Origin of the sequence: Colwellia sp. Arc7-D, from assembly GCF_003061515.1 — a bacterium.
Lineage (GTDB): Bacteria > Pseudomonadota > Gammaproteobacteria > Enterobacterales > Alteromonadaceae > Cognaticolwellia.
The window spans coordinates 2087736-2110926 of the sequence record NZ_CP028924.1; the positions used below are offsets into that span (position 1 = coordinate 2087736).

At 35.8% G+C, this 23191-nt stretch carries 24 protein-coding genes and 1 tRNA gene; 18 read left to right on the forward strand and 7 right to left on the reverse strand.

Going from position 1 to position 23191, the window contains the following annotated elements:
• Window positions 1-60 precede the first annotated feature (60 nt).
• A tRNA-Ser gene (locus DBO93_RS09155) sits at window positions 61-151 on the forward strand.
• Between the two features lie 309 nt (window positions 152-460).
• Here the strand turns inward: DBO93_RS09155 and DBO93_RS09160 are convergent.
• Window positions 461-1579 carry a PQQ-dependent sugar dehydrogenase gene (locus tag DBO93_RS09160; RefSeq protein WP_108456072.1) on the reverse strand — a complete coding sequence of 373 codons (1119 nt, stop codon included), beginning with the start codon at window positions 1577-1579 and terminating at the stop codon, window positions 461-463.
• Window position 1580: 1 nt separating this feature from the next.
• A complete protein-coding gene (locus DBO93_RS09165) occupies window positions 1581-2036 on the reverse strand; it encodes a hypothetical protein (RefSeq protein ID WP_108456073.1) in 456 nt (151 codons plus the stop codon).
• Between the two features lie 377 nt (window positions 2037-2413).
• Here DBO93_RS09165 and DBO93_RS09170 point away from each other — a divergent pair, with 377 nt between their 5' ends.
• The 3 genes from DBO93_RS09170 to DBO93_RS09180 all read left to right on the forward strand — a co-directional run bounded on the left by DBO93_RS09170 (window position 2414) and on the right by DBO93_RS09180 (window position 4580).
• A complete protein-coding gene (locus DBO93_RS09170) occupies window positions 2414-3385 on the forward strand; it encodes a DUF1186 domain-containing protein (RefSeq protein ID WP_108456074.1) in 972 nt (323 codons plus the stop codon).
• 192 nt (window positions 3386-3577) lie between these two features.
• Window positions 3578-4069, forward strand: a complete 492-nt coding sequence (locus DBO93_RS09175; RefSeq protein WP_239059155.1) for a tRNA-uridine aminocarboxypropyltransferase — start codon at window positions 3578-3580, stop codon at window positions 4067-4069.
• 175 nt (window positions 4070-4244) lie between these two features.
• Window positions 4245-4580: a zinc ribbon domain-containing protein YjdM gene (locus tag DBO93_RS09180; RefSeq protein ID WP_108456076.1), complete on the forward strand. Its 336-nt coding sequence runs from the start codon at window positions 4245-4247 to the stop codon at window positions 4578-4580.
• 120 nt (window positions 4581-4700) lie between these two features.
• On the opposite strand, the gene DBO93_RS09185 is transcribed toward DBO93_RS09180, so the two are convergent.
• On the reverse strand, window positions 4701-4943 hold the full coding sequence (locus tag DBO93_RS09185; protein ID WP_204100666.1) for a DUF6868 family protein: 243 nt from the start codon (window positions 4941-4943) through the stop codon (window positions 4701-4703).
• Window positions 4944-5106: 163 nt separating this feature from the next.
• On the opposite strand from DBO93_RS09185, the gene DBO93_RS09190 reads away from it, so the two are divergent.
• On the forward strand, window positions 5107-6738 hold the full coding sequence (locus DBO93_RS09190) for a B12-binding domain-containing radical SAM protein (protein ID WP_108456078.1): 1632 nt from the start codon (window positions 5107-5109) through the stop codon (window positions 6736-6738).
• 269 nt (window positions 6739-7007) lie between these two features.
• On the opposite strand, the gene DBO93_RS09195 is transcribed toward DBO93_RS09190, so the two are convergent.
• Window positions 7008-7958, reverse strand: coding sequence for a homocysteine S-methyltransferase family protein (locus tag DBO93_RS09195; protein ID WP_108456079.1), 951 nt, complete (start codon window positions 7956-7958; stop codon window positions 7008-7010).
• A gap of 308 nt (window positions 7959-8266) precedes the next feature.
• Here DBO93_RS09195 and trxC point away from each other — a divergent pair, with 308 nt between their 5' ends.
• A complete protein-coding gene (gene trxC, locus DBO93_RS09200; protein WP_108456080.1) occupies window positions 8267-8713 on the forward strand; it encodes a thioredoxin TrxC in 447 nt (148 codons plus the stop codon).
• Window positions 8714-8835: 122 nt separating this feature from the next.
• On the opposite strand, the gene DBO93_RS09205 is transcribed toward trxC, so the two are convergent.
• Entirely contained in the window at window positions 8836-10971 is a 2136-nt protein-coding gene (locus DBO93_RS09205; protein WP_108456081.1) for a S9 family peptidase, read from the reverse strand.
• Between the two features lie 418 nt (window positions 10972-11389).
• Between DBO93_RS09205 and DBO93_RS09210 the strand changes: the two genes are divergently transcribed.
• Window positions 11390-12286 (forward strand): VacJ family lipoprotein, encoded by an 897-nt coding sequence (locus tag DBO93_RS09210; RefSeq protein ID WP_108456082.1) that lies wholly within the window; start codon window positions 11390-11392, stop codon window positions 12284-12286.
• A 2-nt stretch (window positions 12287-12288) separates the two neighbouring features.
• Window positions 12289-14676 carry an MMPL family transporter gene (locus DBO93_RS09215; RefSeq protein ID WP_108456083.1) on the forward strand — a complete coding sequence of 796 codons (2388 nt, stop codon included), beginning with the start codon at window positions 12289-12291 and terminating at the stop codon, window positions 14674-14676.
• 120 nt (window positions 14677-14796) lie between these two features.
• Here the strand turns inward: DBO93_RS09215 and DBO93_RS09220 are convergent, their stop codons facing one another.
• Window positions 14797-15771 (reverse strand): PA2778 family cysteine peptidase, encoded by a 975-nt coding sequence (locus DBO93_RS09220; RefSeq protein ID WP_108456084.1) that lies wholly within the window; start codon window positions 15769-15771, stop codon window positions 14797-14799.
• Window positions 15743-16114 carry a PA2779 family protein gene (locus DBO93_RS09225; RefSeq protein ID WP_108456085.1) on the reverse strand — a complete coding sequence of 124 codons (372 nt, stop codon included), beginning with the start codon at window positions 16112-16114 and terminating at the stop codon, window positions 15743-15745. The genes DBO93_RS09220 and DBO93_RS09225 overlap by 29 nt, the downstream gene beginning before the upstream one ends.
• A gap of 356 nt (window positions 16115-16470) precedes the next feature.
• On the opposite strand from DBO93_RS09225, the gene DBO93_RS09230 reads away from it, so the two are divergent.
• The 10 genes from DBO93_RS09230 (at window position 16471) to DBO93_RS18775 (ending at window position 23021) form a co-directional block, all read left to right on the forward strand.
• Complete coding sequence (locus DBO93_RS09230; RefSeq protein WP_108456086.1) at window positions 16471-18198, forward strand: carbon-nitrogen hydrolase family protein; 1728 nt, start codon at window positions 16471-16473, stop codon at window positions 18196-18198.
• A gap of 304 nt (window positions 18199-18502) precedes the next feature.
• The gene (locus tag DBO93_RS09235; protein WP_162533757.1) at window positions 18503-18823 is read left to right on the forward strand and encodes an immunity protein Tsi6 family protein; all 321 of its coding nucleotides are present in this window, start codon (window positions 18503-18505) and stop codon (window positions 18821-18823) included.
• A 113-nt stretch (window positions 18824-18936) separates the two neighbouring features.
• The gene (locus DBO93_RS09240; RefSeq protein WP_108456088.1) at window positions 18937-19203 is read left to right on the forward strand and encodes a hypothetical protein; all 267 of its coding nucleotides are present in this window, start codon (window positions 18937-18939) and stop codon (window positions 19201-19203) included.
• A 111-nt stretch (window positions 19204-19314) separates the two neighbouring features.
• Window positions 19315-19677 (forward strand): transposase, encoded by a 363-nt coding sequence (locus DBO93_RS09245; protein WP_108455946.1) that lies wholly within the window; start codon window positions 19315-19317, stop codon window positions 19675-19677.
• 14 nt (window positions 19678-19691) lie between these two features.
• The gene (locus tag DBO93_RS09250; RefSeq protein ID WP_239059189.1) at window positions 19692-20531 is read left to right on the forward strand and encodes an IS3 family transposase; all 840 of its coding nucleotides are present in this window, start codon (window positions 19692-19694) and stop codon (window positions 20529-20531) included.
• 100 nt (window positions 20532-20631) lie between these two features.
• Window positions 20632-20934 carry a hypothetical protein gene (locus tag DBO93_RS09255; RefSeq protein ID WP_108456089.1) on the forward strand — a complete coding sequence of 101 codons (303 nt, stop codon included), beginning with the start codon at window positions 20632-20634 and terminating at the stop codon, window positions 20932-20934.
• A 120-nt stretch (window positions 20935-21054) separates the two neighbouring features.
• Complete coding sequence (locus DBO93_RS09260) at window positions 21055-21309, forward strand: hypothetical protein (protein ID WP_108456090.1); 255 nt, start codon at window positions 21055-21057, stop codon at window positions 21307-21309.
• Window positions 21310-21442: 133 nt separating this feature from the next.
• Window positions 21443-22102: a YoaK family protein gene (locus DBO93_RS09265; RefSeq protein ID WP_108456091.1), complete on the forward strand. Its 660-nt coding sequence runs from the start codon at window positions 21443-21445 to the stop codon at window positions 22100-22102.
• A gap of 106 nt (window positions 22103-22208) precedes the next feature.
• A complete protein-coding gene (locus DBO93_RS09270) occupies window positions 22209-22622 on the forward strand; it encodes a DUF4267 domain-containing protein (RefSeq protein WP_239059156.1) in 414 nt (137 codons plus the stop codon).
• 108 nt (window positions 22623-22730) lie between these two features.
• Window positions 22731-23021, forward strand: coding sequence for a hypothetical protein (locus DBO93_RS18775; protein WP_204100667.1), 291 nt, complete (start codon window positions 22731-22733; stop codon window positions 23019-23021).
• The last annotated feature ends 170 nt before the right edge of the window (window positions 23022-23191 follow it).

Sequence of the window (23191 nt, forward strand, 5' to 3'; positions counted from 1 at the left end):
AAGACGCGAACAGTATTTATTATTCGCCCCGTTCTGAAGCAGCAATGCTTTTGAACTTCAGGTGAGATGGCTGAGTGGTCGAAAGCACCGGTCTTGAAAACCGGCAAGGGTTTGTAGCCCTTCTAGAGTTCAAATCTCTATCTCACCGCCACATTCTAAAAAACCGCTAATTTATTAGCGGTTTTTTTTCGTCTGGAGTTTACCAAACCGAGAATATGGTTTTTAGCGCTAAACCTTTTGTAGAGTCCAAACCTCTATTTCACCGCCACATTAAGAAAGCCCGTAAATCGTAAGGTTAACGGGCTTTTTGCTATTTTAGTGTTTAGTTTGATAAAAAGGGTTTGTAGCGCTAATGCTTAGAGTTGAGTCCAAGTTACTTTTTGAATTTTACATTTAAAAAAAACCGCTAATCAGGAAATTAACGGTTTGTTTACTAAAATTAGGAGTGAAATAAGTCGCTTTATTGTGCAGGTAATATCTTTAATAATTCGCCATTTATGCTATCTGTTAACACATAGATATAGCCATCTGGCCCGGTTCTAATATCACGGATCCTTTGTTTTCGATCAGCTAACATTGTTTCTTGCTCTACAACTTTCTCGCCATCTAAACTTAATCTTCTTACGCTTTTCCCAGCGAGGGCAGCAATAAACAGATCACCTTGCCATTGTGGAAAAATATTACCCTGATACTCTGTCATACCAGCTGGAGCTATTGAGGGTACCCAATACGTTACGGGTTGCTCCATACCTTTTGCTGTTGTAAAAGGTGAAACAACTGCGCCAGAATAATCCATACCGTAGGTAATAGCAGGCCAGCCGTAATTAGTACCTGATTTAACTAAGTTCAGTTCGTCACCGCCTTTAGGGCCATGCTCATGCAGCCAAACTTTTTTAGATTTACTGACTAATATTGCTTGTGGATTGCGATGCCCGTAGGTGTAAATTTCAGGCCTAACGTTGGCTTGACCAATAAATGGGTTGTCTTTTGGAATGCTACCGTCGGTGTTAATTCTAAGGACTTTCCCTAACATGCTATCAAGTGACTGTGCTTGATCTCGAAAATTAAAACCATCACCGGATGTGATCAGTAAGGTATTATCAGGTAAAAATGTCATTCTAGCACCATGATGATGCGGCGTATTTCTACTAGAACCGGTAAAAATAACTTTGGTTTGTTGTAATGACATATCTTGTAAAGTGGCGCTGATCACTTCTACATAATTGTTACTTGCACTGCCACCACTATACGAAATATAAAGTTTTTGGTTTATAGCAAAGTTAGGATCTAACACAACATCGAATAGTCCCGCAGGGCCTTCAACATAAATATCTGGCAAACCAGAGACTTTTTGCTCAAGTAGCTTTCCATCTCTTACAACTCTTAAGCTGCCTCCGCGCTCAGTAATCAACATATCCTTGTTAGGTAAAAAGGCGATTGACCAAGGAAACTTTAAATTTTCAACAACGGTCGATACTTTATACTGCTTGGGCTGTGTTTCAGCAAAAGTCATCGTGCTAGCAATAATTAAATATAAACTCATGCTGATTTTTTGAATTATTTTATGATTACTTTTCATCTTATTTACCTAGATTGTTAGCGTGAATATGCGATCGCGATGATAGGAAGGCAAAAAGCCATGCTGAAAATATGCAACATAAAGTAGCTAAGAATAGTCCCATGGGTGTTCGCACCGCCGCTAATATAGTTAAGCCCATACTGTATTGAATAATATAGGTTGTCAGAGGGAAGGTAGTACAACCAGCGGCAACATACCAAAGCGTTCTATTACCACCTAAATATTTATGTGCATATTTAGCAATAATAAAGCCGATTAAAAAACCAGATGTAATTAATATATATAATACGGGGCCTAGTCCAATCAAGTCATCAAGGGTGGTATTTAAACGAACATCATGGCTAACATTAAGCCCAAATGATTGCACATCAGCTAATACAATTTGTGTAGAAACAATACAAACAAGTAGAGTGGCAATGAGTGTCGTAAAAATAAACAGCACAATAGTTTTGAACATATAATAACCTTTTTAAGTTCGGTAGATAGCGTCACAATATTGATTAAGTTATTCACTATACACTGCTTTCAACATTATTATCTTAACCTTGTACACAAAAACTATTTCACTTAACTTAGCTTTAGGAAGTTACTTATACCGAGCTGCATAGACTTATAAACCTCATGTTTTCAGGTTAAATATTCTACCTGCATAATTTAATATGTTATTTATCAACAGAAGTTTAGGCACATTGCATGGGTAAAATATCAGTTAAAATGTAAATAAACCTAAAGTGATAATAAAATTTAACTGATGCTATAAATGGTAACGAGCAGTGTAAATGTTTACCATACAACCTTTGCGGCATATCACTCATTATTTAACTCGGAATATACATGAATTTAGAACAAGCTTTGTTGGCGATAGGTGAGGCACACGGTAACGATTTACCTGTTGAAGCACTCGAGACGGTTAAAAATAATTGGTTGGTGTTTTATCCAGAACTAGAGCGACTAATAGAACAGTTTATCGCAGACGACACATCACTTACTGGGGAACAAGACGCTGTTTTATTTTTCGGCATTTTATTATGTGCAGAGCTTAAATACACACCAGCTTTACCAAATTGCCTACAGCTCTTTTCACGTACCGACTCTTTTTTAACACCGCTTGAACGTGTTTTTGGTGATGCATTAACTGAATTAACCTCAACCTTATTTTATAATGTTGCAAGTGGTAACACACAGGCGCTATCAGACTATATTGTCGATGGTCATCAAGCTATGTATTGCAAAGCATCGGCTATGGAAGCAGTTTTTGCCCAATATGACGTTGGCACAATTGATAAAACACAATTAAGTGAACATGTAACGCGTTGGATTGCCGCATTTATAGCTTTGCCGAGCCAAATAAATAATTTTTTATTAAGCGCACTAGCTGATTCATGTATAGAATACGAACTTAACCAGTTTAAAAGTCAGTTTGTAGGTTTATGTGAAGAAAATTTATTTGATGAAGAACGTTTTAAACAAGACGAAGTAAAAGCTTGGAGTAAGTTTGACGCACCTAAATTAGTTGAATCTGGGCTTATTCAAACAGAGTTTAACCTGATAGAAACGCTTGAATCTTGGGTTGATGATGAAGACTCCGCTGAACCAGATGATGCATTACTTGCAAACTTGCCAAATGAAGGCGATGAATTATTCGACTCATTAATGGGTGAGGGTGGTTTATTATCGGATATTTTGTACGATGAAAATACCATTATTGAAAACAGTGTTCCAGTCAGTTCATTACCTACTGTAGGTCGTAACGAACCTTGCCCATGTGGTAGTGGTAAAAAATTCAAAAAATGTTGTTTGCAGTAAACTAGTTTGTTGATGGTGACTTTTAGGCATAAATTTAATGTTGCTTATAGCTGGTCATAACTGGTGATAACTGTTCATAGTTGGCCAACGAACAAATTTAATAGCCTAAAAGCTAAGTTTACTTACAACAAACCTGATCTTTAGTTCTAAAACTAAGTCAGATCAAAAAGCCTCTGATATGAAAACGACATAATGATGAAAATATTTCTTCTTACACATGAGCGTGAGTTAAATAGGGCAACCAACACTGGTACTATCGCCATAGAAAATGCTAACAACATAGTTGAGCGAATAATATGGCAAAGGGTCAACCCCAATAAAAATCTTGTTCAGTTGATAGAAAATAACGACGCGATATTATTGTATTCAAAGGAAGAGTTATCGCTTGAGACACCAATATTAAATCCTCAAACAGCACCGTTATCACTTAATGATTATGAAAATATCATCATTATTGATAGCACGTGGCAAGAAGCAAATAAAATATTTAATCAAAGTCCTTATTTAAAAAACGCATCATATTTTACGCTGAAACCAGAAAACACCTCATTATACAATTTAAGAGCCAACCAACCTAAAGGAGGCCTTTGCACTATTGAATGTATAATCGAAGTTTTAAAACTCAAAGGACAAAATAAAACAGCAGCAGCTTTACTGTTAAAATTTATTGAATTTAATGGTTAGCTTACCTGTTAATATTTAAAACCCATATATTGTAAAATATTTAAAAATTCGTAAATAAATTAGCAAAGCCAGACTTAAAATCAACTTATCCAGCATGATTATAAAAAAACATAGGTTCACTTCTATTTAATGGTCATTTAAAATAATAAAAATTACATCTAAAAGTCACTAAATAATGTCGCATCCTGCTTGTCCAAATTGCCAATCTGCATTCGTTTACAAAGTTCAACAACTGCTTATTTGTCCAGAGTGCTCGCACGAGTGGGATCCCATAGAACTAAAAGCAAGTAGTATCGTCAACGTAAGAGATGCTAACGGCGCATTACTCACTGAGGGGGATAAAGTTACTGTCATTAAAGATTTAAAAATTAAAGCGAGTTCACAAGTAATAAAAATAGGTACCAAGGCACTTATTCGACGCGTTTTAGATAAAAGCAATCATGAGCTAGATTGTAAAGTAGACGGCGTAGGAGAAATGATGGTAACCGCCAAGTTTGTGAAAAAAGCATAATCCACATAAAAAATCCTGTATTAAAACAAGTGATGAACTTTACTAGAAATTGGCTGGTATGATGAACTCAGCATTAAAAATAAGTACAATGTTAAGGTCGAGTCATAATCTCGCACATTTTTAAACCATTAGCTTCAGTGCAATATAAGGAGCAAAATTAAAAATAAGAATACCTAACTTATAATTGCCCAAATAGTTAAAGTACAGCTTAGGTAATGCTTTAGCATCCAGATCCATTATTTTACTGTGTAGCTTAGTGGTAAAGCGTTTAAATACGATAATAGACAATGCTGAAAACAAGTAAACACTCAAATTAATAACCGTACACCAACCTAAAAATATAGTCATTTCATTAATATTCATTATTGCTGTATTCCCCGTAAATTTTGTTTAGTTAACCACTGAGCTTTCACTTTTACTGCTAATTACAAAGCAAGTAAGCTTTGTTTAAGCATAAGATTACTGAATAATTTAATCAATGTCCGTATAATCACCGATATAACATCAAAGGCATTTAAGTTTACAAATGGCAGCGCAAAAACATCACACTGAACTACCCATTACAAAAATTAATCTGGCTACCGATATCGCAGATATAAAACATCAAAATAACAGTCAGAAAAGCACTCATAAAATTGATAAAGCTGCGCCTAAAATTGTGCTTGCAACCCTCAACGCTCGATACTTTCATACCAGCTTCGGTTTGCGTTATTTGTACGCTAATTTACAAGAGTTGCAGGAGTTTTGTGAAATACAAGAGTTTATTATTCAAACTCGTGCCATTGATATCGTTGAACAAATATTAGCCAGTAAACCCGATATTGTGGGTTTTGGGGTTTATATATGGAATATTGTAGAAACTACTGACGTTGTAAGCCTGTTAAAAGTTATTGCGCCTGAAATTAAAATTGTTTTAGGTGGCCCAGAAGTTAGCTATGAAACCGAGCAACAAACGATAGTTGCCAGTGCCGATTATGTGTTAACAGGGCCAGCAGATTTAAGCTTTTATCAATTGTGTAAGGATATTATTAATGATGCGCCTTTGGATAGAAAAATTCTCAATTCGAAACCTGTTGAATTAAAAGAATTAGCATCGCCTTATCAATACTATACTGATGAAGATTTAACCAATCGTTTGCTTTATGTTGAAGCGTCTCGTGGTTGTCCGTTTAAGTGTGAATTTTGTTTATCGTCGCTTGATAAAACTTCGGTGCCTTTTGAAATAGTGTTATTTCTTGAGCAAATGGAAATTTTGTATAACCGTGGTGCGCGTAACTTTAAGTTTATTGATAGAACTTTTAATTTAAACATAAATACCACTATGCAAATTATGCAGTTTTTCTTAGACCGAATGACTGACGACCTATATTTACATTTTGAAGTGGTGCCCGATCATCTTCCTAGAAAGTTAAAGGAATTGTTAGCGCAGTTTCCTGAAGGTAGCTTACAGTTTGAAATTGGCATACAAACCTTTAACACTGAAGTACAAAAAAATATTAGTCGCAAGCAAAACAACGCTAAGTCGAAAGAAAATCTAATTTGGTTAAAAGATAATACCCACGCGCACATTCATGCTGATCTTATTTTTGGTTTACCTGGTGAAACCTTCGACAGCTTTAAAGATAGTTTTAACCAGCTGTATCATTGCCGACCGCATGAAATTCAGATGGGTATTTTAAAACGTTTAAAAGGCAGTCCAATAATTAGGCATACCGAAGCGTTCGATTTGCGCTTTAATCCTTTATCACCATTTAATATATTAAGTACTGACCGGGTGAGTTTTGCCACCATGCAACGTATTAATCGCTTTGCCCGTTATTGGGACATGATTGGTAATTCAGGGCGTTTTAAATATACCTTACCTCATATATTGTCTGATGAGCCGTTTGATGATTTCATGGCGATAACTGAATGGATATTTAACAAAACAGGGCAAATACATAAAATTAATTTGAAGAAATTATTTGAGCTAATATCGCAAGCCGTTGAAGCTTTATATCCAGAAAAGCATGCATTGATGATCGAAAAAATTGAACAAGACTATGAGGCAGCTAAATTAAAAAGCTTGTTTAGTGGCTTGAACCTTTATGCGGTTCCAAAAACCACCGTTGCTGTTAAAAACAAGTCGTTACAGCGACAAAAACGTCATTTGAGCTAATGGCAACATACAGTTGATATGTTGTCCGTTCAACAATAGTCAACGCTATTACATAGATAAAGTCAGTCTGCACTCCTAGCATTACTTGCAATAGTTATTACAATTTTAGCCCCTTGTATAAAAACAGTTAAGCCACCGATAATACCTGAGCATATTTGACTCAAGACACCTTTGTTGATGAACAGAGGTGCTAATATATTAAATTTGGCCCAGAAGAGGGCTTTACTTTTAAACTGGTTTCAAAGTTTCGAGGCTATGAGGTAAGGACGTTATTTAAGCTCAGCTAATTTCTCAATATGCTCTGCTGAAACGCCACAACACCCACCCACAATTGATGCGCCAGCATTAATCCAAGATGAAACAAACTCACGGTATTTTATTGGCGAAATATCTTTTCTTATAATCGATAAACCTTCATCATTGTTCGCTTCTCGAAGTTCACCAATGGGCGGGAAATTATTCGCGTAAACGCCAAGCTGAACTTCACTTTCAAGCCCGTGTGCTAATAACGCTTGTTTGGCATTTAATAGCGCTGATTCCATTACTTCTACCGCACTGCAGTTAAATAATATAGCCGAAACATGTTGCCCAGCTATTTGGCTAACTGCATCAAAAACAGTTTCTCCTGAACGAAGTCGTGACTCGGTGTTTATTTCGTCTTTCACAGTAAACGCAATCCAAGTGGCTTTGTTTGTTTGTGCCGTTCGAGCTTTGATCATTGTCGCTTCTTCGATTGACGATATTGTTTCAGCTAACCAAAAGTCGATATCAGCTTCTTGATTTACGATTAAAGCTTCAAGCAATGGTTTAGCTTGTGTTACTGAAAATAAATCAGGACGGTATGATCCTAAAACGGGTGGAATACAACCCGCAACTAACACATTAGAATGTACTTTGCTGTTCTCATTACCGTTATTTTCACTAACGTCATTTTCATTAACACAGTCTCGAGCTAATTTAGCAGCGAGCTTGATGAGTTCAGCCCCTTGTTCTCTAAAACGTTTCTCACCAATATGAAACGGCACTAAAGCGTAGGTATTTGTGGTAATAATTTCAGCACCGGCATTTATAAAGTTTCGATGAACTTCTGAGACATAATGGGGAGATTCAATTAATGCATGTGCTGACCATTCAGGTTGTTGAAAGGGCGCACCAATACGCTCCAATTCTCGGCCCATGCCACCATCAAGAATTATTGGCAATGTAGTGGGTAATTTCATACTAATATGTCAACTTTAATACTTAAAAAAATCAGAATAACCATGTGTTTTATATAAAGCAAGCGTAGACAGGGCAGTGATCAACGTTTAATTAAATGTTTGTATTAAATTTTTAGCTAAGAAAGGTAATACTAAATTCTTTTGATTAACAATGAACAGCATATAATAGATACATACTCGCTAATGTTTCTACTATAAAACATATTAATATGTAGCTTGCACTTGAATTAAATCTTGCACAAACCCATATAATTACTCTACTTTATATTTTATAAATGAATACCAAACAACTTTTACTGAGATTTAATATGTCTGATACATCAATGCTAATCGTTTGTGCAAATTGCTGTACTAAAAATCGATTAGCCAGCGTAAAACTTAACGATAAGCCTGTATGCGGCAAGTGCGGTAAAGCAGTGCTGTCGACAAAACCTATTGTAGGTAGCGATAGCAATTTTAGTCGGTTCATTACTGACAATGGTTTACCTGTGGTGGTTGATTTTTGGGCTTCTTGGTGTGGGCCTTGTAAACAGTTTGCACCCACTTTTGAACAGGTTGCGGGTAAGTTGTCTGCAAAAGCTTGTTTTTTGAAGTTAGATACCGAACATAACCAACATACCGCTGGAAGTTATAATATTCGTTCAATTCCTACATTAATGATCTTTCATCACGGGAAAGAAATTGCTCGAATATCAGGGGCTTTGCCACCTGTACAATTTGAGCAATGGCTAGCTGAAAACTTACCTGCGGTTTAAATTACTACTAAGTCACTCTTATCTAGGCCGTTGTTACTCACAAGAGAAATAAAAATAATCTTGAGAATAACAACGCCAAACATTTACTTAGGTACTTGACTTCAACACTTCTATACAACACTTTACTCAGACGTTGAGCTAACTAACAAAGAGATGAAAAAGCTCATTTCCAAGGCTTTCTCTCTTAAGCTTTTAAAGCGTCCTGATGCGCCGCCATGTCCAGCGTCCATATCGGTTTTGAATAACAATAGGTTATTGTCTGTTTTAAATTCTCGCAATTTTGCGATCCATTTCATCGGTTCAAAGTATTGTACTTGTGAGTCGTGTAACCCGGTAGTTACGAGTATGTTAGGGTAGTGTTGTGCACTGACATTATCTATCGGCGAGTACGCTAATATATCTTGATAAGCTTGATACTCGTTAGGGTTGCCCCATTCGTCATATTCATTGGTAGTTAAGGGAATGGTTTCGTCAAGCATAGTGGTTAACACATCTAAAAAGGGTACATGCGCGCCAATACCTAAATAAAGTTCGGGTGCTTGGTTAACTATAGCGCCCATTAATAATCCGCCAGCACTGCCACCTGAAGCAAATATTTTATCTTTAGCGCCATAACCTTGATCAACAAGTGCTTTAGTAACGTCGATAAAATCATTAAAAGTATTTTGTTTATGCGCCATTTTTCCATTGTCGTACCATTGTCTACCTAACATTTCTGAGCCACGAACATGAGCTATAGCATATACAAAGCCTCGGTCGAGCAAACTTAAGGTTTGGCTGGAAAAGTTAGGATCAATAGTAATACCATAAGCACCATAACCATATTGAAGCAGGGGATTAGTGCCATCTTTTTTGAAACTATCACTTCGGTAAACGAGTGATATAGGTACCTCTACACCATCACGGGCAGTTATAAATAGTCGTTCTGATTGGTATTTATCTTTGTCAAAATCGCCTAATACTTTATGTTGTTTTAGTAACTTACGCTCACCTGTTGCTAAATCAAATTCATATAATGAACCAGGAGTAGTTAAGCTTGAATAATATAACCGCGCAACGGTACTGTCTGGCTCTGGGTTATCACCTAGGCAGGCAAAGTAGCAAGGATCATCAAACGATAATGGATATTGCTGCCCCGCATTTTTGCCGTTAATTGTATGAACAATAAAACGAATTTGACCATTTTCTCGCTCAGTGGTGACAATAAAATCATGAAATATTTCAATACCTTCAAGTAGCACATTGTCTCTATGAGGTATGACTTCTTGCCAGTTATTCATATCAGCAACTTGATCAATTGAAACCTTCATTAACTTAAAGTTTTTAGCCTGATAATTACTTACAATATAATAATAGTCGCCCATTTTATCAGCGTAATATTCATGCTCTTCTTGATAAGTCACTAGGTCTATAAACTCGCCATATGGCTCGTCAGAAGATAACGATAAACAATGTGTTGACTCTGTAGCATGCAAACAAATATAGAGTTGAGATTCGTCTCGGCTTTTATCTAAACTGATATAAAAGCTATGATCATGCTCTTCATACACCAAAACATCATCAGCTTGTGCAGTACCTAGTTTATGTCGATAAACTTGCGTGCCTAATAACGTGTTTAAATCTTTTTTCACGTAAAATACGGTTTTATTATCGTTGGCCCAAACAATTTGCCCTTCAGTTTCAAGCAAAATGTCGGCTAAATATGTATCGGCTGAGTCATCTGTTTTGTTTAAATCTTTAAAACAAATAGTATAAATACGGCGACTGTCAGTATCTTCCGATATAGACATAAGTTGATCATTAGGGCTAATTGATACATCGCCTAAGTCATAAAACTCATGATTTTCCGCTCGTGCGTTAACATCTAACAACAAGGTTTTATTCTCACCATCAAAACTGGTTGAACGATAAAAATTTGAAAACTCTTGTTCACCATTTATTTCGCTGTGATACCAATATTTTCCATCTTTGGCGGGCACGGTATTATCGTCTTTTACAATGCGCGCTTTTAGCTCTTGAAAAAGAGTCTCTTGAAGCGGCTTTTGTTCTGCCAACATGGCATCAGCATAATTATTTTCAGCATTAAGATGCGCCAATATATTTTCATCACTACGTTGATCATCTCGCATCCAATAATAGTTATCTACACGTTGATGGTTGTGTACAGTCATTGTATGAGGAATTTTTTTAGCTATTGGTGCCGCTATGTTACTTGGTGATGGTTTTGTCGTGTCTGAAATAATTGAAGATGTTGGCACTAACGTGCTCCTAATTCACTGATGGTATTTTTTAATACAACTTAAACGTTAATAAGCAAGTTTATCGACCTTTTACCAATTTAGTTAGTTATTAATGATTATTATTGTTCATCTGTCATTATTTACTTAGAACTAAAATTTTGAATCGCAGTATGCTGATTAACTTTGCATCAGTTTCTCAATTTTTGCTGTAGTTAATTTTTGCCATGTAGACTGTTATATGATTCAAACGTCGATTTAATTTTTTCTGATGAGGTAGGTGTCTTTAAAATTAAAGTGTTAGTATTTAGTTAATTGATAAAACATTGGCGGTCAGTGTTAGCCATATTTTAAATGTTTAGCGTATAAAACGATGTATAACTTATACTAAATAGACAATAAATATAAGTACCACTAAACGCGTTAAAGGGAGTTTTTAATGAGAAACAATCTAAGCCAGCGCTCTAATTTTTCGAACCATAATCGCCGTTATTTACACAGCGGATTAATCATACTTTTAATAACGCTTTGTTCAGGGTGTTCTGCCGCTAGCAATAACGTATCTGAAAGCCCAATAAAGAATGAGCAACCGTTAAAAGGTCCTTACGAATTAGCGGCTGAGCAAAATGTGCCTAGTGTTGTTAGCTATCAGCCACCTGAAGATTCATTACGCTTTATTAACGAGCCTATTTTTAAATTCAACGATGTGGCTTATCGTTATGTATTAAGCCCACTTGCCAATGGCTATCAACAAATTGTTCCTGAGCCAGTTGATAATAGTATAAGTAACTTTTTTTATAATTTGAGAGAACCACTGTATGCGGTTAATCATTTACTTCAAGGCGAGTTTAAAGCCTCGGGTAAAAGTATTGCGCGCGTATTATTTAATAGTACCGTTGGACTACTTGGTTTGTTTGACGCGGCTGATAGTATGATGGACGTAGAACGACATAAAACCACCTTCGGCGATACACTGGCAAGTTATGGTGTTGGTCACGGTGCTTATGTTGTTTTACCCTTACTTGGCCCATCAGATTTACGTGATACGGCTTCTTTAACCTTTAATTATTTTGCCCATCCACTTAACTATATTAACGATGATGAAGTAGCCACACAGTTATTACTGGCTGATGGCATTCAAGCACAAATCCCTATATTAGCTAAGTATCCAGATGTATTAGCGGATGTTGAAAACCCTTACGAATTTGTTAGAAACTTATATATGCAGAACTTATTACGTGACGGCCAAGCACGCAGAGATGAAATATTTAAAACAGAAAAGCAAAAAAAATTGATAGCGAATCCAGTTAGTAAAATTGACGGGGCAGTGGAGTAGATATGTTTAATAAAAGCTCAACATCAATGGCCTGGGTAATTTGTTTGGTTTTTAGCGTACTAACGGTAATATTTGCTTGGCAAGCGCAGCATTTTGAAATTGATGCGTCGGCTGACACTTTGTTAGTTGATAACAACAAGCATTACATATTAACGCAACTTGCTGACCAACGTTATGGCTCAGAAGAATTTATTTTAATTGCTTTTAAGCCTAAGAATAGTCAGTTATTTGCAACTGAAAACTTAAATACTGTTTCTAGTATTGGTCGTAAAATAGAAACAATAACACGGGTTAAAGAAGTAAAAAGCATTGTTAACATGCCTATTTTTACCGCGGCTGATACAGTTTCTGCTGATGTTAAAAACCTTACCTGGGAAAATCAAAAGTTTAGTGAAAGCACCTTATCACTGAGCTTGAAAAAACATCCGTTGTACGAAGGTTTACTGATCAACGATGATCAAACAGCTATGTCGCTGCAAGTTGTGTTTAAATCCGATCCAAAGTTAGAAGCCAATAAACATGACATTATTAACATTAAGCGTCATTTATTAAGCCGAGATCTAACCCAGCAAGAACTTAATACCCTTGAACAACTTAAAACTGAACAACAAAGTCTTAATAAACAATTAGAACAAGCACGAATAGATGAAATAGAAAGTATTCGTTCGATTTTAAAGCCCTATAAAAAAGACGGCGACTTTTACCTTGGCGGCAATAATTTATTGTCTTATGAGCTTATTCAAATAATAGAAAGTGATTTATTGCTTTTTGGTTCGTTAATTATATTGGTCGTTATTGTTTTACTTTGGTTTTTATTTAGACAGTTTAGCTGGATAATCTTACCTTTAGTATGTTGTGCTACCAGTGTAGTTATAACCATAGGGCTATTAGCGGCACTTAGTTTTAAAGTTACAGTTATTTCAGCCAACGTATTTGCGCTACAAATTATATTATCGTTAGCGATGATCATTCATCTGATTGTGCATTATCAAGAATTGGTGCTTAAACACACTGATTGGACGCACAAACAATTAGTACTCGCGACCATTAAACAAAAAATAAAGCCGTGTTTCTACGCCGGTTTAACTACAACTATAGGTTTTGGTTCACTTATATTTAGTGGCGTACAGCCGGTCATTAGTTTCGGTTGGATGATGGTAGTGGCCATGCTCGTAAGCTTTATTGTTAGCTTAGCTTTTTTCCCGGCATTACTTTTGGCATTGTTTAACAAGCAAGCGTTTGTGAAGCAGCACAAGCAAATTGAAAACAGTATGACTGCAACCGCTACATTTGTTAAAAAGCAGCCTAAATTAATCGTGGTATTTTCTGCAATAATCACCATTATTGGTGTACTGGGGTGCTTGAAGTTAACCGCTGAAAATAGTTTTTTAAATTATTTTGATGAGTCGACAGATGTTCGACAAGAATTAACTTATATTGATCAAGAGTTTGGCGGTTCAACACCGTTTGACTTATTGTTTGATATACCCGATGAGCAAATTAAGGCTGGCTTAGTTATTTCTGCAAGTACCGTTCAAACGGTTACTGCAATTCAAAATATGTTAGCAAATCAACAAGCTATTGGTGCGATTACATCGATTGCTGACTTTACTAAAATAGCGCAGGTGGTGAACGGTAAACCGTTAACAGAATACGAACTCACTGCGCTTTATAAAAGTTTAGATCCAAGCTTACAACAGGCATTATTTGGCGCTTATTTTTCAGAAAAAGATAATCAAATACGTATATCTATGCGTGTTCAAGACAGTACGGCTAACCTAAACAGAGCTGACTTACTGGCGGAAATTCACCAACAATTATCTGCATTAGGCATTGAAAAACAGCAATATACGCTTACTGGTTTGTTTATTTTATATCAAGACGTATTGTCGCGCTTAGTTGACTCGCAAATACTCACCATACTAATCGTTTATGGTGCTATGGCGATAACACTCATGATCATCTTTTCATCGTTTAAAGTTGCTTGGATAGCCTTAGTGCCTAATTTGATAACAACCTCGGTTATCATGGGTATATTAGGTATTTTTGCCATACCGTTAGATTTAATGACCATCACTATTGCAGCCGTTGCCATGGGTATTTCTATGGATGACACAATTCATTACGTTCATCGCTATTTAGAAGAAATAAAGCTCAATAAAACGGACAGTAACGAATGGGTTAAACGGACAAATTTGTCGGTAGGGTATGCATTAATTTACACCACAACAGTCATAGTGATAGGTTTTGGTTCGTTAGTGTTTTCTAACTTTGTGCCGAGTATGTTGTTTGGTTTATTAACCAGTGTGGCGATGATAGTTGCTTTATTAACAGATATAACCATATTGCCTGTGCTGTTGAAAAAATATTTAGGCAAGCGCACAGCTTAAATGCAAACTGATATTGAATAGGGACTTGTGTAAACGGGTTATATGTTCAGTTATATGTTCAGTTATATTTAAAGCGCACTTATTATTTAATGCGCTTTAAATATTTGTTCAATTAAGCCACTAATTAATAGCGGCTAAGATTTCTTGCTGTGTGGCTAAAACATTAATGTCGGTGGGTGATATTGCTAGTGCCTTTTCAATAATGGTATTAGCACGCTCAGTATCACCATTTTTAAGTAGGGCATAAGCAAAATTATTTAAATAATGACTTTGTTGCTCGCCATAATTTAAACCTTGTTCAAACCATTCGATTGCCTTTGTTATATTATTTTGTTCGAAATAATAATTAGCCAGTAAAAAGTAACTTAACCAATTTTTAGGCCAAGCGTTAATAGCTTGTTGTAAATATGGAATAGCAGCAGGGCCTTTGCCGATTGAAATTAAATCTTGACTGGCACTTATATAGGTAAAGTCGTTTAGCGCGCTGGTACTTTGGCTTGGCTTTAATGCCGCAACAAACCAAAAGTTAGCCCGCTGCCAGGTGCGCTCAAATACCTTCATACCTACCCGACGATTTTCAATATCTGCAGAGTGTAAAATAAACTCTTGGGTTTCTAAATCATAGCCTTTTACTACAGCATAGTGCCATAACGGATACCAAGACAGACCTAGATTTTGTAAAACAATAACAGGAATTTTTTGATTCACTAGCTTTAGCAGCTGTTCTAAAGACCCTTTACTCGCATAGGAAAGAAAGGATTGTTGTCTTATTGCTGCTACCATTTCTAGTTGCAAACTACCGTTTCTTTTTGGAATAAATAATTGAGGAGCAATACTTTCAGGCGATAAATTAACGCCATTAAATTCAAATATTTCAGCTAGTGTAGTTGGCCCACAGTAATAAGCTTGCTGTGGGTAAAACGGTACACCTTCAATATTCGAAGTTAAAGGAATATTCGTTGGCGGTTGCTGCATTAATTGTAACGTTTGCGGAGGTGTTGAGCAGCCAATCAGTAAAAAAAGGCTGACAATAATGCCAGCCTTAAGGTGTTTAATAATCATGTTATTAGATAGGATCAATAAACGAGTACGCATCGGTTATGCCGAGTAAATCAAGCACTGCAACTACCACTAAAACGGTAACTATTGTGCCAACAATACCACTACCTGCAGGTGCGTCATTAATTTGCATATTTAATTGAGTTAATTCTGCATTAGTAAGGCTATTAATTCGATTTTTTGCATCAGCAGAAGATACACCCAGTACAACTAATTGTTGTTGAACTTCTGTACTATCAACCATAGACAATATTTGTTGTTTTGTAATTGCGCTTCGTTGTTGCTCTATCACAACAGCAGAACTAACATTGCCAGCCATTGATGTCATTGGAAGCGAACTTGTAAATAACGCTGCAAATATCATGATCAAATTTTTCATGTGTATTCCTTATGAATTAAGCTTGTTGAGTTCAAACACCAAATAAAGTTTATAATTTACATTAAGGTAAAGTTATAAAATTAAGTAATGCGATATTTTTTATCATTTAAAAGCGTAACAGTCAGTAAGCTTATCGTCTAGCTATTATTTATATTTTAATACCCATTCACATAGTTTTCAGTAACTTAAATAATTAATATATTGGTGCAGAATTTAAAGTTTTTATATTGAAGCCTTAAGTTAACTTTCTATTTACAAGGTCACAAACAGGTTGAAAATGATATAATCTGGTTAACAATTATTAATACCTGAATTAATTCAGTTCAAATATCAAATTATCTGGAATTTTATACATTATGCGAGTAGCCGTTACACAGTTCGCCACGTCTTTAAAAGCACATGAAAACATATCAACTTGTGTGCGAATTATAAATGAAGTGGCAAGCTGTCAGCCAGATATCATCGTACTTCCCCAATATTGTAATACCCAACCTTGTTACGAGGATCATGAGCAAGCATGGCAAGAAGCGTTAGCACTTAATGGTGATTTTTTTCAACAAATAGCTACACAAGCCAAAAAACACAGTTGTTATATCGTGTTCAATGCAACTGTACGTAGAGACCTTGCACGAGATACTACAAACGGTTCAATTAAATCGAACATTAGTGTTACTACTTGCCTTATTTCTCCTGACGGAGCATTGATTCAACAAACCGACCAACAAGCATTTCAAGCACATGAAAGTGAATATTTCATTAGTACCAATAATACAACTGAAATAATAACAACACCTTTAGCCAAGCTAGGCTTATTAGCCGGACAAAATGCTATAACGTACAGCAAAGCAAGAGAACTTGGCATGCAAGGTGCACAATTGCTCTGTAATGCACAAAGTACTAATACTGCTGAACAAAACCACTTTTATGACTTAACGCGCTCGGTTGAAAATAATGTTTTTATTGCAACAGCGAATAATGTTGGTGCTCTAATGAAAGAACATTTAAATGAAAGGGGAGTAGGCACGGGTTTCAGTCAAATAGTTAATACCAATGGTAAGGTATTAGCGCAGATAACTCATAATAATGAAGGGTTTACTTTTGCAGATATAGATACCGCAAAGGCAGGATTAAATAATAAATATCGCCCTGATGGCACAGCGTTTTTTAACCAGCACCGTATTGAGCTTTATCAGCAAGACGCAACATTACAAAAGCAAACTGCTGAGATTAAAGCGACCAAGAACAACGTGCCCGAAACTGCAAATGTAGCCTTATTTGCAACATATAAATCAAACGAACAAGCCATAGAAGATGTTTGCCATTACATCGAAAACAACCTCAGTGATATTATTCAATTACCTGAACTATTTTTTATTGACGATAAATCGATTACTCATAACGCATCACAACTTGATGTAATAGAAGTCTTGTGCACTGAAATCATAAGTAAAATTAGTGCAACATTAAGACCTTTTCAATATGTTTGTACAAGTTTAGTTATTGATGGTGTTCATCAAGCTGTATTAATTAATAATCATGGGGTATTTGCCTTACAACAACAGTTACACTTTTGTAATCGTTATAAATGGACAGAATTAGGGGACGATCTAAACATCGTTGAATTGCCATTAGAGCAAGGTGCTATAAAGATAGCAATGCTAACAGCCGATGATGCCAATATGCCTGAAATAGTAAAAGTTGCGGCCTTAAACTGTATTCATGTGCTGCTTATACCTTTTGATATTCAAGAGTCAAGTGAGGTGGACTGTGGTTTATTATCTCTGGCAGCGGAAAATAGAATTTGTATCGTAGCAGCAAGTCGTGAGAAAAGTTTTGCTCTTGACCCATTAATTATGAATGACGATAACTCGGCAACAACAGGCAATAAAAAGAAAATAAAACAGAAAAAATCAACAGGACTAGTTATTGATATAACTAACAGCACGACTTTATCGCATAAAAATAATCAATTTAATGTCAGTGGTTGTTTAAATAGATCTGCTGATAGACTAAAGGTTAAGCAACAACATGGAAAAATTACTAAAGCGCTTGTGCACCCAAGTCCAACATTATGTAAGTCTTAAAAGCAATCAGCTTTGATATGTATGCAGTGATATTATTAATAAATCTTATGTGTGAGCTAAATAATTTAAATAAACCTCAATTCGACACTGTATTTATAGACAGTGGTGGTGCGAATCCCGCTTTATTGTAGAAAGGCAGATTTAATCTGTCTTTCTACATCTATTTATTCAGTACCTAACAACATATTGAATGGTAATATTAAATTATGTATATTGATTTGAATAAATATTCATTAGATGGACGTTTTGCTTGTGGAAAGTGGGATATTATCTGTCTAATAAGCTGTTATGTGTAAACGAGAATATGAGTCAAGAATCTATAAAAGCTAAACTATGTAACGATGCTCTTCTAGTTGCTAAAGAGAAAGTCGCTATTAATTCAAATAGCCTTCTACCAATGTATCAATCGATAGAAAATCAGCTTCAATTTTTAGTGGATTTCTTCGAGGGTAAAAATAGCGAACACGCTAAACTTCATACTCTTAATTTTGGTCATTTAGCTGTGCGAGAAATTGAAGATAACGATCCTAAATTTGCACATTTACTTAAAATAGCATTTTATGTAGCAGATAAAACTGCACATGGGTTAAAGTTAGACGAACAGTTCGTGGCAAATTACACATAACAAGAATTTCAAGCAGGACAAAATACAGTTGGCTTTTTGTTCACTCCGTTCACCTATTTTAGCCAACTATATTTTGCCTGTTAATTAGGCGTTATATTTTTATCGAGGTATGGATGCTATTTAAAATATTATTTCTATTCGCTGCATTAAAACTACATGATGTTAAATCAGAGCCTTTGAATCCAGCTCTGTTGTTTTGTATCCCTATTTTATTAATTAGCCTTATTTCAGGAACGACATTTCTTTCATTATTTATTGGTGCGGTTATTATGTTTTGCGTAAGTTATGTATATTTTGGCTTACTTACAAAGTTTAATAAAGGTACTGAGTATTTTGCAATAATGGTTGTAGGTGGTGCAGTTTTGGTATTGTTTATTTAAAAATATAACAAGGCAATCAAACGGTAAATTTACAGTTGGCTTTTTTTCGTTCTGATCTTGTACCACTTTGGTAGACAGTTATTTATTTAATTGTTACCAAAGAGGTTAATCATGGGACATACAAGAAAGCGACATTACAACCAATATTCATTAGCGTTTAAACTTCATGCTATTTTACTCTCGTCTCAGCAAGGTGTTTTAGCTAAAGACGTGGCTAGTTCCTTGGGTATTCACCCCATCATGCTCTATCGTTGGTGTATGGAATACCGTAAAGAGTCATTGTTTACTCATCCGCTTATGAAAAATCATCAAATGGAAAAACCATCCAAAGAGAAGAAGCCCGTCAGTCCCGAAAAGCTTAAACTTGCTAAGGCCAATGCGCACATTAAAAAGTTGGAAAAAAAACTAGCTCGCAGCGAAGAGGATATTGAAATTCTAAAAAAGTTCGAGCGGTTCTTAAAGGAAGACCCCTAGTTAATTTTACCTTTATCAAAAAGAACCATGCCTTAAGTAATGTCTCAAGATTATGCTCGCTGTTGGGGGTGTCTCGCGGTGGTTACTATGCCTGGCATAATCGGCCAGTATCCGCGCATAAAGTCAAAGATAACCAACTTAAGGCTGAACTGATTAAGCAGCACCAAGGCTTTAAACGAGCCTACGGCGCACCAAGAATGCATGTACAGATAAATCGAGAAGGCCTTAGCTGTAGTCGTCGACGCATCACGAGACTAATGAAAGAGCTTAACCTGTGTAGCTCGACTAAAAACTTATATTTGCGCTTACCAAATAGAGGAAAACATTACTCAACAACAAGCAATCATCTGCATTATGTCGCTAAGCCAAGCGCAAAGAATCAACAGTGGGTTGGTGACTTCACCCACATCAGCACTCAAAAAGGTTGGCTCTTTCATGCGGTTGTTATGGATTTATTTACACGTAAATTGATTGGGTGGTCGTTTAGTCGTCAACGAAATTCTTTAATGACACAAGCGGCTTTAAAGGCAGCCTTAGCAACAGAAACACCAGATAATAATTGTATATTTCATTCAGACCAAGGAATTGAATATGCGGCGAATGATTTCAAAACTCTTGTGGAAAAGTCAGGTTTTATAAGGAGTATGAGCCGAAAAGCAACGCCGATTGATAATGCGGCGATGGAATCGTACTTCCATACGTTTAAAGCAGAAGCTATTCATGGCAAACGTTTTAACAATCAAGAAGAGGCGACTGCTGTTATTCAGAAATACATCGCGTTTTACAATCAAGAACGATTACATTCAAGTTTAGGTTATACAACGCCTGAAAAATATGAGAAATTAGGACTTTGAAATGTGTCTACGAAAGTGGTGTAAGATCATTCCTCAAACATTTTAGCCAACTATAATTTTCCGCTTATTGCGGCGTTATACGTACAAGGGAGGTTTGCGCATGAATTTACAGTTTAAGTTAATAATATCTGCATTGATTAGTATTCTAGCCAATGGTTGTAGTTCTTATAGCACTGAAGATTATGGAGAAGCTGGTGTTAGTAGAAAAGCAGCTTCATGTGTAAATATGGAACCAGCTCAGGAGATGAAGTGTAAGGAAAGAGAAGAAAGCTTACTAATAGGGTTGGGTGCAGACGAAAATTGTAATCATCCATATGAGTATGAAAAAAACAGATGTAAAAGTGAACAAGCAAAGAAACAAAAGGCACTTGACGAATCACTTAAAAAACACAGCGGTAAATAGTACGTATAACAATAATTTAAAGCAGGACAAAATAAAGTTGGCTGTTTTGTTCACTACGTTCACCTATTTTAGCCAACTCTATTTTGTCCCTTAAATGGGCGCTACAAGTAAAGGTAATTTATGCATTCTGACGAACTAATCAAATCTTTATCTGATAATGGAAATAAGGATTTAGAATCTTCATTACAATGGATTAATCCAATACCTGAAGATGCCTCAGCTTTAATAGAAAAAATAGATATGGCATTAAATATTGTTAAGTTTTCTAAATCTAGACGCACTGAAGAAGGTGAAGAAACTTCTAATAACCACCTAGATTCGTTAATACGTTTAAAAGCTGAAATCAGTAGTATTTTAAATGAAAAGTTGAAATAAGCTTATCTAAATTTTCTTATAAAAATTTGTTAAAGCAGGAATAAACAGTTGGCTTTTGCTCCTGCGTCGCTTATTTTAGCCAACATACTATTTGCCTCTTATCGTGGCGTTAGCTGTAAAGGGAAACTGAGTATTGATTTCACAATTACCTAAATGGATAGAAGTCGGCGCGTTCATTTTTGCCTTGATTGCTGGTTGCGTTAATGCGATTGGTTTTCTTAGCTTTGAGCATCAAGCAGTCTCTCATTTAACTGGCACAGCTACCTTATTGGGTACAAGTTTTTTAGGTTCTTCTTTTTCTAATATTATCCATTTGCTAGGTATTTTGTGTTCATTTATATTTGGTTCAGCGATTGCTGGATTATTACTAGATGGTTCAAGCCTAAAGCTAGGGCGACATTATGATACGGTGTTGCTCTTAGAGTCTATTTTGTTACTAATCGCATTATGGTTTTTATCTGCCGGTTCAATATATGGTCAATTCTTTGCTTCCGCAGCGTGTGGACTTCAAAATGCATTAGCAACAACATACAGTGGTGCAATAATAAGAACAACTCATGTCACAGGAATTTTCACAGATTTAGGTATCATGCTTGGCAGGTTTATAAAAGGTGAAGCTCTTGAGTCACGCAAGGCAAAGCTTTTCTTGATTATTATTGTCGGTTTCATATTTGGTGGTACTTTAGGCGCATTTCTGTTTGCACAATATCAATTTATGGCATTATTTTTTCCTGCAATAATTTGCCTGTTTTTTTCGATGTTTTATCGTGTATATGCTAAAAAATACAGCTAACAAGCTGCTCATACGAACACAAACAACTGGTTGAATTGCAACCAACTATTTTATTGCCTGTTAGCCGGGCGTTCGGTTTTCTATAACTCAGGTGAATAGGGATATTATGACGAATAAAAGTACAAAATTGGAAAGAGTAGGGTTTGTATTAGTTGCACTCATAGTTTTGTTGCAGGGATTCTATGGTACTTTTGCTTTCATTGACCCAGCCATGTTTTCTGCCGTTAGAGGCACTGAACTTTTTTCGGTTATAGATGCTGATTGGGTTAAAATATATGGTTCGCGTACAATCTTTATTACCTTAATTTTTGGTTATCTTTTATATACTCGAAATTATATTGTTTTAATGTGGGGCGCATTATTTGCAGTTGTTATGCCAATTACCGATGGGTTACTTGCATATGAAGCTCAAGCACCATTTAAGGTTGTTGCTAAGCATGTTGCGACTATTGCTTACTTATTAATTATATTCTTCGTATTAAAAAAGGTTATTGCCCAAAAAATCGAACAAGACCTTTAATCAATAAAACAATTTGCTGTTTTTACTCTGATTTTGTACCACCTTACTACACATTTTTAGCCAACCACTACTTAGCCTGTTATTAGGCGTCATACAAAAGAGGTTTAAATGAAAACTGTTGTTTCTGAATTATCTTTGAATGATAGGGAAGGCTGGGAAAGTCTTTACTATGAATATGCTGAATTTTATAAAGTGCCTATGGATCAAACGATACTTGATACCGTGTGGTCATGGATATTTGATGTAAATAATAAATTTTATGCTCTTGTAGCGAAAGATGAATCAGGTAATTATCTTGGGTTTATGCATTATAGGGCAATGCCATCTCCACTCAGGGGAAGTTGGTTGGTTTTCTTGATGATCTTTATGTTAAAACTGAAGCTAGAGGCGTTGGAGTAGTCGATGCACTATATAAAGAATTGAACTACTTTGCATCGAAAAATGATTGGCCTTTTGTTCGCTGGATAACAGCGGATAATAACTATAGAGGGAGAAGTGTTTACGATAAGCTATCAGATAAAACTCAATGGGTAACTTATCAAATGCCTGTAGAGTAAATTTTGTATAGC